Genomic DNA, 15315 nt, shown 5'->3' with positions numbered 1-15315 from the left:
GCGCGGCGTCCGGCGGGGCTAGGTTTGGCTCACGCGCGGCGAGGCCGATTTTTGACAAGACAACAGCGATTTGGGTACGACGAAGGGCGTGCCGTGATCCGGCACGCCCTTGCGTTCACAGCGGTCAGGAGGCCGCGGCGGCCTTCGCTCCGGAGCCGCCGCTGGAGCTCGACGACGAGGAGGACGAGGACGAGCCGCTGCTCGTGGACGACGAGGAGCTGCTGGTCGAGACGGCCGGGGCGGTCTCGGTCTTCTTCGCCGGGGTGTCGCCGGTGCCGCTCGGCTTCTCCGCGCCCGACTTCTCCGTGCCGGACTTCTCCGCGCTCACGTTGCCGGAGCGGGAGTCGTTGCGGTAGAAGCCGGAGCCCTTGAAGACGATGCCGACAGAGTTGAAGACCTTGCGGAGCTTGCCCTCGCAGTTCGGGCACTCGGTGAGCGCCGGGTCGGAGAAGGACTGCACGGCTTCGAGTTGCTCACCGCACTCGGTGCAGGCGTACTGGTAGGTAGGCACGGCTCCTCCGGATCTGTCGGCTGCTGGCACTCGCCAACTCCGAGTGCCAATGTTGCGGCATCGGAGGTCAATTCGTCCACTCCGGCCTCGGGCTGAGGCCCCGGCGTGCCTGCGGATGTGATGAACCACGCGCTCCCGGCCGGCAATCCCGGGGTGCGGCGGTTGTGACGAATCACGCGCTCCCGGCCGGCAATCCCGGGGTGTGACGGTTGTGACGAATCACGCGCTCGCGGTTTCGGTCCGCCGCCTGTGTAACGAACGACGCGCCCCCTAGGCGGGGCGAGGGGTGAAGCCGGCCGTGGGAGTGATCACGCCGTGGACGGGGCGGTCGTGGGGTTCGGCCGGGACCTCGTCGAGAGCTTCGTGGTCGTGCAGGAGCGCCACGACCAGTGGTCCGGGTGACCCGGCCGGGGTGAGCAGGCGGGACAGGGCCCGGTCGTAGGAGCCGCCGCCACGGCCCATGCGGAGACCGTCGCGGCCGACGGCGAGGGCGGGGACCAGGATCAGGTCCGCCGAGCGGAGAGCGGTCACGCCGAGCCGGGGGCCGATCGGCTCCAGGAGACCACGCCGGCCGGTGGTGAGGGTGCCGGTGTGCTCGGCCCAGTCCAGATCGTTGTCAGGTAGCAGGACCGGCAGGAGCAGGCGGCCGCCCGGGGGAAGGGCGGCGCGGAGTACGTCCGGCAGGTCGGGGCCACCGGGCTCGGATCCGGACGGGACGTAGGCGGCGAGGGTGGACGGGGTCTTCCGCCGTACGAGAGCAAGGGTTTGATCTTGAAGTTGACGGGCTGCGTCCGAGCGGTCGGTGGCCGAAAGCGATCGACGGGCGGTAAGTAGCTGTGTGCGCAGCGTGATCTTGTTGTGGGGTGATTTTTCCGCGGCGCCAGCTAAATCCGACATGCAACACCCCCTTTTGAAAAGCGGCAAACGGTGCACACTATGTCAGCATCGCTCCAAAGAGGCCACTCCCGGGAGGATGTGTGACATTACGTGGCCGACTCACCAGCGCCTTCCTGGTGGTCGTGCTCGGTCCGGTCCTGCTCGGTTCCATCTTCGTCGCGCTGACCGTCGCGGCGGTCAGCCGTGAGCGGACGAACGAGCGTCTCGATCATGCGGTGACGACCGTCCAGGCGGCGGTCGGGGCGATCTGTGGGCAATTGCAGGCGGCGGCCGACGCGGTCGCGGTGGTCCCGGCGGACGCGCGCGCCGCGGTCGCCGACCAGTTGATCGCCCGCGGTCTGGCCGTGGACATCCGGTTCACCGGCGCGGAGTCGGCCGGCCCGGCGGACCTGGCCCGGCGGGCCCGCGCCGCCGTGCCCCCGGAAGCCTCCCCGCCGGATGCGCCCACGCAGGCGGTGCCTACGCAGGGCGTCCCCACGCAGGGAGTGCCTGCGCCGGACGGGTCTGCGGCGGACGGGTCTGCGGCGGATGTGCCCATGCCGCGGATCGGGCTGCCGGGCGCGGTGACCGCCCAGGAGCCGGTGGTCCAGGTGGGCTGGCAGGACTGCGCCGCGCCGGGCGGGACGCAGGTCACCGCGTTGGCCGCGTCCGCGCAGGCGGCGGGCGTGAGCGTGCTCGCCGCGCGGCCGGTCGACTCCGCCCTGCTGCGCCGCCTCGCCGACGCCGCCGATGTCACGGTGGCGCTCGACACTCCGGCCGGGCCCGGCACCGCGGCGGTCCAGGATCGGAAGGCCGTCGGGGCGGTGCGACGAGTCGCGGCCGGGCCGGGGCAGCCGCTGCCGCTGACGTTGAGTGTGGCGCCGGCCGAGCCCACCTTCCGGTACGCGATCATCCCGCTGATCGTGCTGGTCACGGCGGCCGTCGCGGTGGTCGCGGCGCGGTGGCTGGCGCGTTCCACCACCCGGCCGCTCGGGGATCTCGCCTGGGCCGCCGACCGGGTCGCGAACGGCGACCTGGACACCCGGGTGCCGATCCCGCGGCCCGACGAGCTGGGCCGGCTGGCCGGCACGTTCAACCGGATGACCCGGGAGCTGCAGTCCTACGTGCAGGCGCTGACCGCCAGCCGCGACCAGCTGCGGCGGCACCTGGCGATCCTCGGGGACACCCTGTCCAGCACCCACGACCTGGACCGGATCCTGCCGGTGATCCTGCGCACCGCGATGACCGCCACCGGCGCGCGGGCCGGGCTGGTGCTGCTGGTCGATCCGGCCGACGGGTCGCTGGCCGCCCGCTGCGGCGCCGGGCTGACCGGGGACTGGGACCTCACCCCCGCCGAGCTGGCGCAACGCCGGCTGCCGGCCGGGCGGGGCGTGCTCGGGGCGGTGGCCGCGTCCGGCACCCCGTTGCGCGGCGGCACCGGCACCGGGGCGGAGGAGCCGGCCTGCCAGTCGTACCTCGCGATGCCGATCTGCGCGCCACCTTCGGGTGAAGACGCGGAGCCGGGACCGGGGGTGCTGGGCGTGCTCGCGCTCTACGACCGGCTCGGCAGTCCCGCGTTCGACGACGCCGACCTGCGGACTCTTCGTACCTTCGCCGGGCAGGCCGGGGTGGCCGTGCACAACGTGCGGATGCACGAGGAGGCGCAGAGATTGTCGCTGACCGATCCGCTCACCGGGCTGTGGAACTACCGTTATCTGCGCGAGGTGCTGCGCCGGGAAGTGGAGCGGGCGAACCGGTTCGGCCGGATGCTCACCGTCCTGATGCTGGACCTCGACCACTTCAAGGACGTGAACGACACGTACGGGCATCCGGCGGGGGACCAGGTGCTGGGCGAGTTCGCCCGGCGGATCCGGGTCGGCCTGCGCGAGGTGGACGTGGCGTTCCGACAGGGCGGGGAGGAGTTCGTGGTGCTGCTGCCGGAGACCGACGCGTACGGCGGGGTGATCGTCGCCGAACGGCTCGGCGCCCTGGTCCGGGATCGGCCGGTGCACATCGACCCGCGGCGCCCCGGGCTCGCCGACCGCATTCCGGTGACCGTCTCGATCGGTATCGCGGTCTTCCCCGAGCACGGCGCCACCGCGCAGGACGTGCTCGACGCCGCCGACGAGGCGCTGTACGCGGCGAAGAACGCGGGCCGCGATACGTATCGTCTCGCGGAGAGCGTTTCGTCCCGTACCTCCGAGGGGAATTTCGATCCCGCCCCGGCGGGAAGCGGGCCACAACAGCCGAGACGCGCTCTCGGCCGATAGTCTCGCGGCATGCGTGCGAGTGATACGGCCGGGCACGATCCAGCAAAGGTGCGGTGACTGATGACGACGAACGCGCAAGGGTCTGGCAAGCGCGCGGTGAAAGCGGTGATCCCGGCGGCCGGCATGGCGACGCGTTTCCTGCCCGCCACCAAGGCCGTTCCGAAGGAGCTGCTACCGGTCGTCGACCGGCCGGTCCTGCAGTACATCGTCGAGGAAGCGGCCGCGGCCGGGATCACCGACGTGCTGCTGGTGACCGGGCGCGGCAAGACCTCGATGGTCGACCACTTCGACCGCCGCCCCGATGTGGAGCAGCGGCTGGAGGAGAAGGGCGACCTGGAGCGGCTCGCCGCGGTCCGCCGGACCAGCGAGCTCGCCGACATCTACACCGTCCGCCAGGGTGAGCCGCTCGGGCTCGGGCACGCGGTCGGCACCGCCGCCTCGCACGTCGGCGACAACCCGTTCGCGGTGCTGCTCGGCGACGAGTTCGTCGATGAGGGCAGCCCGCTGCTGCCGGACATGCTCGACCTGCAGGCCCGCACCGGCGGCATCGTCCTCGCGTTCATCGAGGTCACGCCGGAGGAGACGTCCCGCTACGGGATCGCCTCGGTGCGCGAGTCCGACCTCGGTGAGGGCGTCGTCGAGGTGACCGGCCTGGTGGAGAAGCCGGCGCCGAGCGAGGCGCCGAGCAACCTGGCCGTCGTCGGCCGGTACATCCTGCCCGGCAAGATCTTCGAGGTGATCGCCGACACCAAGCCCGGCAGCGGTGGCGAGATCCAGCTGACCGACGCGATGGCCACGCTGCTGGAGGCCGGCACCCCGGTGCACGGCATCGTCTACCGCGGCATCCGGTACGACACCGGCCAGCCGCTGGGCTACCTGCAGACCGTCGTCCAGCTCGCCGCGCAGCGGGCCGACCTGGGCGCGGAGTTCCGGGCCTGGCTCACCGACTTCGTCGGTGGTCAGAAGGGATGACCGCTACGGCCGATGCCGAGGCGGCCGCCAACGAGCTGATGCCTCTCGCCGAGTACCTGGGCAGCGTGCTGCGCAGGTTGCGGGCGCTGCCTCCGCTCGACCTCGATCTCACCCAGGCGCACGGGAACGTGCTCGCGGCCGACGTGATCGCGCCGCACCCGTTCCCGGCGTTCGACCAGGCCGCGGTCGACGGCTACGCGGCCCGCTGGGAGGACCTGGCCGGCGCCGGGCGGATCGGCTCGCACCCGTCGTTCGGCCAGTTCGACCACCCGGCCCGCGGCGTCCGGCTGAATGTGGTCGGCGACCTCGGCGCGGCCAGCTGGCGCCCGGTCCGGCTGACCGCCGGCACCTGCTTCTCGGTCGCGGCCGGCGCGCCGCTGCCACTCGGCGCCGACGTCGTGGTCCCGGTGCACTGGACCGATCAGGGCATGGCCGCGGTGGAGATCCTGCACGCCCCGAAACGCGGCTCCGGGGTGCGGCGGGCCGGTGAGGAACTGGCCGTCGGCCAGGTGCTCGCCACCGCCGGGTCCTATGTGACGCCGCCGCTCGTCGCCACCTTCGCCGCCGCCGGCATCGGTCACGTGCTGGTCCGGCCCAGCCCCCGGGTGGTGGTCGTGGCCACCGGCGACGAGCTGGTCGACGTGGGCCGGCCCAGCCAGCCCGGCCAGGTGGTGGACGCCAACTCCCACGCACTGACCGCGGCCGCGGTGGAGGCGGGGGCTCTGGCGTACCGAATAGGAATTTGTGATGACGACCCGGAAGGGCTGCGTGGCCTGCTGGAGGACCAGACGCTGCGGGCCGATCTGATCATCACGACCGGTGGCACCGGTACCGGACCCGGCGACATGCTGCGCCGGGTCCTCTCTCGCCCCGGCACCGGTCGCGGCACCGTCGAGTTCACCGACGTCGCGCTCTGCCCGGGCACCGTGCTCGGCTTCGGCACGGTCGGCGGCGAGGAGGTCCCGGTGGTCTGCCTCCCCGGCGAGCCCGGATCCGCGCTGATCGGCTTCGAGGTGCTGGCCCGGCCGGCGATCCAGCTGCTGGCCGGGGCCGAGCCGGTGTTCCGCCCGAGCGTCAAGGCCCACCTGCTGGAGACCATCTCGTCGCCCGGCGGGCTGCGCGAGTTCCGCCCGGCGCACATCGCGGAGCGGCGTGGCGGTGGTTACACTGTGCAGCCGCTCGCCGGTGGGCCGTACACTCTCTCCGGTTTGGCCGAGGCCAACGGACTGCTGGTGCTCGGTGAGCGGGTCACCACGGCGGCCGCCGGCTCGACCGTGGACGTGTTGCTGCTCGACCGGAGGCGATGAATGCTCGGGGCGACCCCCGGCTGGCCCGCTGTGCTGGCGGACGGGCCGGTGTTGCTACGGCCGTACAAGCGCTCTGACGCGCGGGCCTGGTCCGAGGTGCGGATCGCCAATCAGGCCTGGCTGGCGCCCTGGGAGTCGGCGCCGCCCGGACCGTGGGCGGAGATGAACTCGACCCGGGCGTACGGCTACGTCTACCGCGACATGAAGCGGGCCGCCCGGCGCGGCGACAGCATGCCGTTCGCCGTCTGCCTGCTCGAGGACGGCCGGGAACGCCTGGTCGGGCACGTGAACCTGGGCAACATCGTGCGGCGGGCGTTCGCGTCGGCGTACGCGGGCTACTGGGTCGACTACCGGGTGGCCGGCCGCGGCGTGATCCCGACCGCGCTGGCACTCGCCGTCGACCACGCGTTCGGGCCCGGCGGCCTGCACCGCATCGAGGTCAACATCCGCCCGGAGAACGGGCCGAGCCGTCGCGTGGTGGAGAAGCTGGGCTTCCGCGAGGAGGCGTACCACCAGCGCTACATGCACATCGACGGCGGCTGGCGCGATCACCTGGGGTACTCGATGACCAGCGAAGAGGTAGCCGTCGAGGGTGGCCTGCTGGCCCGGTGGAAGCGCGTTCGCGCCGCCAAGTGATCTAGGCGTCGATACGGGTTCGGCGCGGCGCGCGAAATATCCCCGCTACCGCCCGTAACCTCGCATTCGTCGTGTCATTTTTCCTCTGATCTGTCGTGGCGGAACGAAAGGGGTGAGGGTGCCGACCTCGGTGCTCCTCGCCGTCCTCGCCGCGGCCGGGCTGCTCGCCCTCGCCCCGGCGCTGGTTCGCCGGTACGACGCCACCGAGCGCCTCGCCGCGGAACGGGCGTCGTCGACGGCGCGGGTGCTCCAACGCCAGCGCCGTCGACGTACTGTGCCCGGACGCCGACCGATCAACCCCGCCCGCCTGGTTACGGTTACGCTGCCCGCCCCATCGGGTGAATCCGCGACCCCGCCACCGCAGCGCCGCCTGCGCCTGGTCACCGGCCGCCGCCCGCACCGCCGCGTGCCGCGCCGCCGCGGAACTCCCGCGGTCGTCCGCCGCCGCCGGGTGTTCGCCGCGCTGGCCCTGCTCAACGCGATCGAGCTGGTCGGTGTGCTGGCCGTCGGGCCCGGCTTCTGGATCGGTTTCGCGGTCACCGGCACGCTCCTCGGGCTCTACCTGGTGCACCTGCGCAACCGGGCCCTGATCGACCGCCGGCGCCGCCGCGTCCAGGCCCGCGAGGCGGCGTGGCTGGCCGCCCGCCAGGCCGAGGTCCGCCGCGAACAGGCCCGCCGGGCCGCCGCGCGCCGCGAGGCCCAGCGCCGGCTCACCGCCCAGAAGGAAGCGGTCCGGCGTGCGGCGATGGGCCTCGACCGCGAACCGTCCGACCTGCCGGTCGCGGCCAACGGCGGCTCGGTCTCCTACCGCCGGCGCGGCGGTCTGCGCGGCCGCCCCTACGAGGCCGGCGGCCGCAACCACACGGCCTGACCAGCTAGGACACCGCGCGGCGTGCGATTTCCGCCGTTGCGGATCAAGTTCAAGAGCTTTATTGCCTCGGCTGCGGCCAATAACTGATCGTCGCTCCCGCGGGGACCCTTCCGGGCTTCGCAGGGCGCTGGCGCGCCCTGAACGCGAAGCCCTCCAGGGCGACGTCCGAGGGTGGTTGCGGTCCTAAAAACCGGCACCGGCCACCCTTGGAATGGTCTGCGGCGTGGGGTCGGCTCTGTGCGGAAGCTCTGCGGTGTGCGGACGGTGTCGGGTTTTTCGGAGGGGTGGTTCGCGGGGGTGGCGGGGGACCTGTTAGCCTTTCGGAGGTTCCACGGTGAAGGCCTCACCGAGGACCGACCAGGGGCTGTGGCGCAGTCTGGTAGCGCACCTCGTTCGCATCGAGGGGGTCTGGGGTTCAAATCCCCACAGCTCCACCAAAATCTTTAGGCTGTTTCGGGTCTTCCCGAGGCAGCCTTTTTGCTGTCACGCCGATGTCCGCGAGGCGGTCTTGCTGTCACGCGGGGGCTGCCGGCCGGGGTTTTGGGGTAGACCGTGCCCACCCTCGGACGTCGCCCTGTAGGGCTTTGCGTTTTGGGCGCGCCAGCGCCCTGCGAAGACCGGAAGGGTCCCCGCGGGAGCGACGATCTGTACCCCGGCGGACCGAGGCAAAAAAGATCTTGAGGGTTTCAGATCTGGTCGCGGTGGAGGTGGAAGCTGGCGATCTCCTCGACCCGGGCGCGGAAGATTCCGGCGCGCTGTTCGATGGCGAGGGGGTGGCCGGTCGGCTCCAGCTCGATGTATGGGGGCTGGCCGACGGCGCGGGTGTGGACGTTGGTCTTGAGGTTGAGGGTCGTCGGCTCGTAGCCGGCGATCTCGTTGGAGAGCCAGCCGAAGTACGGGGGCTCGTTCTCCCGCCCGGCGGACTCCCAGACGTCGACGGCCCGGGTGAAGTTCGGGCGGCTCAGCGAGACCCACATGCTGTAGGTGAAGACGTCGCCGGTGTCCCAGACGGGCAGCTCGATCAGGCCGCGGATGAAGAACCGCTCGCCGCTGATCACGCACAGATCGGTGTCCAGCAGGCAACCTTCGGCCTCGGCCAGTTCCGGGAGCCAGAAGTCCGGGGCCGGTGCGGCGAAGCTCAGCGGTGGGCCGCTGTGTGTCGAGCCGCACGTGCCGCACGCGAACTCGTCGGTGTTCATGGCCGCGAAGCATACGGCCGTGACCTTGAGTGATCAGTGGCGCGTCGGCCAAAGTCACACCAGTTCGACGCGGGATTTGGGCGAAATGTGAAGGACGCTACTTTTGCGTGATACCTCTGTAGCAAGTCTCGGAGGTGACCGTAATGAAAGCACCGCTACCCGACAACGAGATCGAGCGGCTGGCCGCGCTCTACTCGCTCGACATCCTGGACAGCCCGCCGGAGAAGGACTTCGACGACATCGTCGCGCTGGCCGCGAGTGTCTGTGAGACGCCGATGGCCATGGTCAGCCTGGTCGACGCGGATCGGCAGTGGGCCAAGGCCAGGACCGGCTCGGATTTCATCGAGACCACCCGCGAAGTGTCGTTCTGCGCGCACGCGATCCTCGGCCGGGATCTGCTGATGGTGCCGGACGCGCGGGCCGACCTGCGCTTCGCCGACAACCCGGCGGTGACCGCTTCTGACGGGGTCCGGTTCTACGCCGGGGCGCCGCTGATGACCACCGACGGGTTCGCGCTCGGCACGCTCTGCGTGATGGACACCGAGCCGCGCCGGCTGGCCATGGAGCAGCAGCAAGCGCTGCGCGCGCTGGCCCGGCAGGTGACCGCCCAGCTGGAGTTGCGGCGGTACGCGTACGCGCTGGCCAACACGACGGCCCGGCTCCAGGAGTTGGAGCGCCACAAGGACGATATCGCCGGACTGGTCGGCGGGGAGTTGCGTTCGTCACTGCGGCTGATCGGGTCGTATCTCGACAACCTCGGCCACACCGGCTACCACGACGCCGAGCTGGCCGATCTGGTCGGGCGGGCCGCCGCCGCGCACTGCCGGGGCTTCCGGGAGCTGATCGAGCACCTGACCCAGATGGCCGAGGCCGGGCTGGGCGGGGACAGCCTGCACATGCGCCAGTGCGACCTGACCCGGGTGACGCAGCGGGCCGTGGAGGCGGTCCGCCCGATCGCGGCCAGCAAGCACATCTGGATCCTGAACCAGGCCGGCGGCCCGTCGCTGCCGATCATCGCCGACCCGGTCCGGCTCGAGCAGGTGCTGACCCATCTGCTGTTCGCCGCGGTGAAGTACACACCGGAGGGCGGCCGGGTCCGGGTCGGCACCGAGATGGAGTCCGGGCCGACCGTGCGCCTGGACGACATGGACCTGCCCGACGGGCTGCGCCCGGACCTGTTCCCGCACCTGTACTACGGCGCGATCGCGAACCCCGCTGACGTGCCCGGCCCGGACCGCGGGCTGGCCGTGGCGAAGCGGATCCTGGACGCGCACCACGCGACGGTGGCGCTCTCCGACCGGCCCGGGGACGGGACGTCACTGCACGTGGTGTTCCCGTACGCCGACATGACGCCGGACGAGCTGCTCCGGGATCTGGCAGTGGCATAGAAACGCCCGCGTCCCACCGGCTGCAGGTCGATGGGACGCGGGCGTGGCTCTTTCAATCCCGGTAGGCCCGGGACGGCACCGCCGGAGTGGTCGGCGGGGCGGACGCCCGGCCCATCGGCTGCTGCTGCCGGGGCACCTCCCGCACGGTGGGCGGCCAGCTGTCCACGGCCGGGGCCACCGGTGCACTGGCCGCCGGCGGCGGGGCCGGGGTCGGGGCCGGGGGCGGCGGTGGGGGCGTGGCCGGCTGTGCGGTCAGCCCGGTCCGGTTCAGCTTGTGCCAGCGCAGCCGCCCGCCGGTCATCGCGGTGGTCGCGCTCTGGATCAGCACCAGGTACATCAGCTGGCGGTAGGCGAACTGCTGCAACGGCAGACGCCAGAGCGGCTTGAGCGGCTCCCGGTCGAAGCGGAACGCCACCGCGGCGGTGAACAGCTGCAGCGCCAGCATGCCGAGCCAGGCGATCAGGGTCTCCTGCAGCTCCCAGAAGACCAGACCGTAGACGAGCATGATGTCGACGACCGGCGCGAGCATCGGCAGCGCCACCCCGAACAGCGCGAGGAACGGCAGGCCGACCCGGCCGAAGCGCCCGGACGGGCCCTTGTCGAACAGCGCCCGGCGGTGCTTCCACATCGCCTGCATGGTCCCGTAGCTCCATCGGTACCGCTGGCGGTAGAGCTGCTCCAGCGTCGTCGGCGCCTCGGTCCACGCCTTGGCGTGCTCCTCGTAGACGACCCGCCAGCCTTCCCGGCACATCGCCATGGTGACGTCGGTGTCCTCGGCGAGCGTCTCGTCGCTGACCCCGCCGACCTTGGTCAGCGCCTCGCGGCGGAACGCGCCGATCGCGCCGGGCACGGTCGGCATGCAGTTCAGCGTCTCGTACAGCCGGCGGTCCAGGTTGAAGCCGATCACGTACTCGATGTGCTGCCACGTCGCGACCAGGCTGGACCGGTTGCCGACCTTGACGTTGCCGGCCACCGCGCCGACCGTCGGGTCGGCGAACGGCTGGACCAGCCGGCGGATCGAGTCCTCCTCGAAGATCGTGTCGCCGTCGACGGTGACGATCAGGTCGTGCCGGGCCAGCGCGATGCCGGTGTTCAGCGCGTTGGGCTTGCCGCCGTTGGGGACCCGGACCACCCGGACGTTGGGCAGGCGCAACTGGTCCACGATGTCGGCGGTGCCGTCGGTGGAGCCGTCGTCGACGACCACCACCTCGATCACCGGGTAGTCGCCGAGCGCCAGCGAGCGGACGGCGGCCTCGATGCCCTCCTTCTCGTTGTAGGCGGGCACGATCACCGAGACCGGGTCGGTGACCGGTGGGCCCCAGCTCCAGCTCGCCTTCCGTCGTTGCCGGGCGTGCCGGGTGGCGAGCAGCAACAGCAGCGCGGTCCGGCCGATGGTCAGCAGCCCGACCACGACGAACAGCGCCGCGACGACGGTGACCAGGCCGTCGGCCAGGCGTACGGTCCAGATCAGCCCGGCGCCGCGCCACTCGTCGCCGCGGGCCGCGGGCGGGTTCTCCGGCAGGGTCGGGATGACCGAGGTGCTCTCCGGCGCCCGGCCCTCCTTGACCGCCGCGGCCTGCTCCTCGATGCCCAGGTTCAGGCCCTCGGTGACGGTGGTGAACCGGTAGCCGCGGGCCTTCATCATCGGGATGAACTTGCCCAGCGCCGCGACGGTCTGCGCGCGGTCGCCGCCGGCGTCGTGGAACAGGATGATCGCCGAGCTCTCGCCGGCCGGCATCGCGTTGTGCAGGATCTGGTCGATCCCGGGGCGCTGCCAGTCCTCGCTGTCCAGGTCGTTGACGACGACCAGGTAGCCGGCCTGGCCGGCCTCCTTGACGATCTTCCAGTTGGTCTCGTCGATCGCGTCGGCCTTCGACGAGTACGGGAACCGGGCCAGGTTGGTGTGCACGCCGGTGGCCCGGGCGATGGCCGTCTGGTTCTGGGACAGCTCCAGGTGCCGCCGCCACGGGGCAAGCAGCTGCATGTTCGGGTGCGTGAACGTGTGCAGGCCCAGCTCGTTGCCGTCGGTGACGATGTCCTTGGCCAGCGCCGGGTGCCGGGCGACCTGCGAGCCGACCACGAAGAACGTGCCGTGGGCGTCGTTCTCCCGCAGCACCTCCAGCACCTTCGGGGTCCACGTGGGGTCGGGGCCGTCGTCGAAGGTGAGCGCGATGGTGCGGTCCGGCAGGCGGCTGGTGCTCTCCTGCCCGCCGGTGGTGTTGATGATCGGCCCCCCGCCGCGGATCGACAACGGCACGCCGGCCTGGTCGCCGACCTCGGTCTCCTTGTGGTCGGCGGTGAACTCGGAGTTGATGTACGCCTGCACCACGAGCACCGCGACGAAGAGCCCGAGCAGCAGCGAGGCGAGCATCACCCGGGGCCGGGGCAGGATGCGCCGGCGGCTGCGGCCCCGGTTACGGCTCACGCCGAGGCCCCTGACGACGAGGGCCCGGGCGAGTCGTTGTCGGCCGGATCGGCACCGAGCACCGGCGCGAGCGTGGGCAGCGCGGTCGGCTCACTCCTGGTGGTGCTCTTCGTGGTGACCGGCGGGGCCGGCGGCGCCGGGTCGGGCGCCTTGGTGGTGGCCGGCTCGGTGGTCGCCGGGGTGGTGGTCGACTCGGTGGGCTTGGTCGTGGTGACGGCCGGGGTGGGCGTCGTCTTGGCCGGGGTCGGCTTGGTGGCCGCCTTGGTCGGCGCCTTGGTCGCCGCCGGCTTGGTGGACGCGGCCGGCTTGGCGGTCACGCTCGCCGGCCGGGCCGGCTGCCGGGCCGGGTTGCCGGTCGACTCCACCGGCGCCCGGGCCGGCGTGCTCGACGGGATCGCCGCCGGGGCCGGTCCGGGCCGGGGCGGCACCGGATCGGCCTTCTCGTCGTCATCCAGGCCGGGCAGCGGCAGCACGGCGCTCGAACTCACCGGGCCGCCGGCCAGGCTGATGCTGACCAGCCCGCCGTAGGAGACGACGAGGATGCCGAACGCCAGCGCGATCCGGCGGAGCATGCGGCTCCGTCGCCCGGTGGAGTCGACGAACACCGGAGCCGGCGTCGCAACGGCGATCACTTCCGTGTCCGGAATTCGCTGGTCGGCGGTCTGTTGGTGTTGGTGCTCCTGCGTTGTCACGCGGCGAGCTTAAGAACATTTATCGCGATCTTGGCGCTTGTCACCTATAAGGGTGATGGCCGACTGATCCCCCGAAAAGGGACGAAATGCCGAGCCCAGTGATTTGACCCGGTGGCGACTCATGTATGTCGGGCGACCCTCGATCCGCTGAGCTGCGGTGCGACTCACGGGCCGAATACGTTACGCCAGAATTCGGATCTATTTGCTGTCGCATTCCTGACCCTGGAGTTGAATCGTATTCATGAGCGGATATGCGATGTTAATGTAAAAAGAGCATATTGTCCGAATCGCTGGGATGCTGGCATCGACACGGCAATCCGTGGCGGACACCCGTTGTGCCGCTCATCCAGGCTCGTTAAGCTGCATCTTGCGCGCCCCTATCGCCCGCTTCCCCCGTGGCAGGCGATCGGGGCGCGCCCTATTTTCCGCCCGTGTCCGGTCCGGGCGTTCTGTGATCACCGAGCGGATGCGCCGTGATCAGCGAAAAGGTGCAAAGATCGATGCACCGGCCAAGTCCGTAAAGATCCCCTGAAAGCCACGAAGCCCGGCGAAAACGCCGGGCTTCGTCCGTGCGGGGCCGGATCAGATCCAGCGACTGCCCAGCCACATGCGGATGGACCAGTCGTCGTACGGCATGGTCTTGCCCACGAAGACCGGATAGAAGTACGCGAAGCAGAGCGCCACCAGCACGATGTACGTCGCCGCGACCACCGTCCCGATCAACTGCCGGTCGGTGCGCGCCGCTCCGACGGTCATCCCGCCCGGTGGCGTCATGATCGCCCCGAGGACGTAGACCACCGCCAGGATCAGGAACGGCAGCCCCGGCATCACGTAGAACGAGAACATCGTCCGGCCGTCCTTGACCGCGAAGTAGAACCACGGCAGCAGGCCGGCCATCGACCCGGCGAAGATCGCGTACGCCCGCCAGTCGCGCCGGGCGATCCCGAACCAGACCAGCGCGAACAGCGCCGGCAGGAACGACCACCACAGCAGCGGCGTGCCCAGCAGCAGGATCTCGGCGGCGCAACTGGTCGCCCCGCAGTTGCCGTTGCCGTTCCAGTAGAACGCGACCGGCCGCCCGAGCAGCAGCCACTGCCACGGCCAGGACTGGTAGACGTGCTTCTCGGTCAGTCCGCTGTGGAAGTTGTACGCCTCGGAGTGGTAGTGCATCAGGTTCAGCAGCGCGCCCAGGATCGGCGGCTCGCTGAGCCCGTTCGCCTCCCGGTAGTGCCGGAAGTAGCCGGTGTCGGTGACGAACCAGCCGGTCCAGGTGGCCAGGTAGAAGATGATGCTCAGGACGAAGCTGAGCACCAGGTAGCCGAAGTCGCCGAGGATGCCGGCCACGAACGGGCCGCGCACCCGGGCCGACCGGCGGGCCTGCCAGCGCCAGGCGATCACCAGCGCGGCGAAGAACGGCGCGAAGAACAGCGCGCTCCACTTCACCCCGCAGGCCAGACCGAAGAACGCGCCGCTGGCCAGCAGCCACCACGGCACGATCTTCGGAATCCGGTGGGTGGCCGCCGGGTCGAAGCCCTTGGCCAGCTCGTCGCGCCAGCGCCGCCGGTAATGGTCCCGGTCCAGCACCATGCAGGCGAACGTGAGCAGGACGAAGAGCCCGAGGAAGATGTCCAGCAGCGCGGTGCGGGACAGCACCAGCTGGAACCCGTCCAGGGTCATCAGCAGGCCGGCCATCCCGGCCAGGACAGTGGAGTGGAACATCCGGTACGCCACCCGGATCAGGATGAAGATCATCAGCGTGCCGGCGATCGCGGCGGTGAACCGCCACCCCAGCTCACGGTTGCCGAAGATCTGCTCGCCCAGGGCGATCAGCCATTTGCCCAGTGGGGGATGCACCACGTACGCCGGGCCGTTGGTCTTCTCGTCCCACTCGACGCCGTGCTGGAGCATGTCCCACGCGTCGGTCGGGTAGTAGACCTCGTCGAAGATGTAGCCCTTCGGCTTGTCCACCCCGGCCAGCCGCAGGATCCCCGCGGCCAGCGTGATCACCGCGGTGACCAGCCAGGACCAGGGCTCCAGGCGGTTGTCCAGCGTCGACAGGCGCCGCCGGACGAGGTCGGGCACCACGCGCACGCTCCGGGACGACTCCGCCCCGGCGGGGGAGTCCCCGGTGGTGAGGTCAGTCTCAGCTGTCGCCGTCGTCACCCCGC

The 15315-nt window shown here is 71.1% G+C and carries 12 protein-coding genes and 1 tRNA gene; 7 read left to right on the top strand and 6 right to left on the bottom strand.

Annotation, left to right across the window (positions count from 1 at the left end; translation table 11 throughout):
- Positions 1 to 124: 124 nt before the first annotated feature.
- Entirely contained in the window at positions 125 to 511 is a 387-nt protein-coding gene (locus L3i22_RS50280) for an FmdB family zinc ribbon protein (RefSeq protein ID WP_221324457.1), read from the bottom strand.
- Between the two features lie 270 nt (positions 512 to 781).
- Positions 782 to 1408: a 5-formyltetrahydrofolate cyclo-ligase gene (locus L3i22_RS50275; RefSeq protein WP_221324456.1), complete on the bottom strand. Its 627-nt coding sequence runs from the start codon at positions 1406 to 1408 to the stop codon at positions 782 to 784.
- 80 nt (positions 1409 to 1488) lie between these two features.
- On the opposite strand from L3i22_RS50275, the gene L3i22_RS50270 reads away from it, so the two are divergent.
- From L3i22_RS50270 to L3i22_RS50245, 6 genes are all read left to right on the top strand, one after another.
- Positions 1489 to 3657, top strand: coding sequence for a diguanylate cyclase (locus tag L3i22_RS50270; protein WP_221324455.1), 2169 nt, complete (start codon positions 1489 to 1491; stop codon positions 3655 to 3657).
- Positions 3658 to 3717: 60 nt separating this feature from the next.
- Entirely contained in the window at positions 3718 to 4629 is a 912-nt protein-coding gene (locus L3i22_RS50265; protein ID WP_221324454.1) for a UTP--glucose-1-phosphate uridylyltransferase, read from the top strand.
- Positions 4626 to 5936 (top strand): gephyrin-like molybdotransferase Glp, encoded by a 1311-nt coding sequence (gene glp, locus L3i22_RS50260; RefSeq protein WP_221324453.1) that lies wholly within the window; start codon positions 4626 to 4628, stop codon positions 5934 to 5936. The genes L3i22_RS50265 and glp overlap by 4 nt, the downstream gene beginning before the upstream one ends.
- Positions 5937 to 6572 carry a GNAT family N-acetyltransferase gene (locus tag L3i22_RS50255; protein WP_221324452.1) on the top strand — a complete coding sequence of 212 codons (636 nt, stop codon included), beginning with the start codon at positions 5937 to 5939 and terminating at the stop codon, positions 6570 to 6572.
- A 112-nt stretch (positions 6573 to 6684) separates the two neighbouring features.
- The gene (locus L3i22_RS50250; RefSeq protein ID WP_221324451.1) at positions 6685 to 7443 is read left to right on the top strand and encodes a hypothetical protein; all 759 of its coding nucleotides are present in this window, start codon (positions 6685 to 6687) and stop codon (positions 7441 to 7443) included.
- Positions 7444 to 7803: 360 nt separating this feature from the next.
- Positions 7804 to 7880, top strand: a tRNA-Ala gene (locus L3i22_RS50245).
- Between the two features lie 249 nt (positions 7881 to 8129).
- Here the strand turns inward: L3i22_RS50245 and L3i22_RS50240 are convergent.
- On the bottom strand, positions 8130 to 8642 hold the full coding sequence (locus L3i22_RS50240) for a DUF2199 domain-containing protein (RefSeq protein ID WP_221324450.1): 513 nt from the start codon (positions 8640 to 8642) through the stop codon (positions 8130 to 8132).
- 143 nt (positions 8643 to 8785) lie between these two features.
- Here L3i22_RS50240 and L3i22_RS50235 point away from each other — a divergent pair, with 143 nt between their 5' ends.
- Positions 8786 to 10030 carry a GAF domain-containing sensor histidine kinase gene (locus L3i22_RS50235; protein ID WP_221324449.1) on the top strand — a complete coding sequence of 415 codons (1245 nt, stop codon included), beginning with the start codon at positions 8786 to 8788 and terminating at the stop codon, positions 10028 to 10030.
- 52 nt (positions 10031 to 10082) lie between these two features.
- Here the strand turns inward: L3i22_RS50235 and L3i22_RS50230 are convergent, their stop codons facing one another.
- From L3i22_RS50230 to L3i22_RS50220, 3 genes are all read right to left on the bottom strand, one after another.
- A complete protein-coding gene (locus L3i22_RS50230; RefSeq protein ID WP_221330548.1) occupies positions 10083 to 12401 on the bottom strand; it encodes a bifunctional polysaccharide deacetylase/glycosyltransferase family 2 protein in 2319 nt (772 codons plus the stop codon).
- 50 nt (positions 12402 to 12451) lie between these two features.
- Positions 12452 to 13147 (bottom strand): hypothetical protein, encoded by a 696-nt coding sequence (locus L3i22_RS50225; RefSeq protein ID WP_221324448.1) that lies wholly within the window; start codon positions 13145 to 13147, stop codon positions 12452 to 12454.
- Positions 13148 to 13729: 582 nt separating this feature from the next.
- Entirely contained in the window at positions 13730 to 15310 is a 1581-nt protein-coding gene (locus L3i22_RS50220; RefSeq protein ID WP_221324447.1) for a dolichyl-phosphate-mannose--protein mannosyltransferase, read from the bottom strand.
- Between the last annotated feature and the right edge of the window lie 5 nt (positions 15311 to 15315).

The organism is Actinoplanes sp. L3-i22 (assembly GCF_019704555.1).
Taxonomy (GTDB): Bacteria; Actinomycetota; Actinomycetes; order Mycobacteriales; family Micromonosporaceae; genus Actinoplanes.
Note: the sequence above shows the minus strand (reverse complement) of the source record. Positions and strands in the feature narration are given on the sequence as shown.

What these genes read in the sequence shown, in the direction of transcription:
- L3i22_RS50235 (WP_221324449.1), top strand. Translation starts at nt 8,786, where the DNA reads ATGAAAGCACCGCTACCCGACAACGAGATCGAGCGGCTGGCCGCGCTC.
- L3i22_RS50255 (WP_221324452.1), top strand. Translation starts at nt 5,937, where the DNA reads ATGCTCGGGGCGACCCCCGGCTGGCCCGCTGTGCTGGCGGACGGGCCG.
- L3i22_RS50230 (WP_221330548.1), bottom strand. Translation starts at nt 12,401, where the DNA reads ATGCTCGCCTCGCTGCTGCTCGGGCTCTTCGTCGCGGTGCTCGTGGTG.
- glp (WP_221324453.1), top strand. Translation starts at nt 4,626, where the DNA reads ATGACCGCTACGGCCGATGCCGAGGCGGCCGCCAACGAGCTGATGCCT.
- L3i22_RS50265 (WP_221324454.1), top strand. Translation starts at nt 3,718, where the DNA reads ATGACGACGAACGCGCAAGGGTCTGGCAAGCGCGCGGTGAAAGCGGTG.
- L3i22_RS50240 (WP_221324450.1), bottom strand. Translation starts at nt 8,642, where the DNA reads ATGAACACCGACGAGTTCGCGTGCGGCACGTGCGGCTCGACACACAGC.
- L3i22_RS50275 (WP_221324456.1), bottom strand. Translation starts at nt 1,408, where the DNA reads ATGTCGGATTTAGCTGGCGCCGCGGAAAAATCACCCCACAACAAGATC.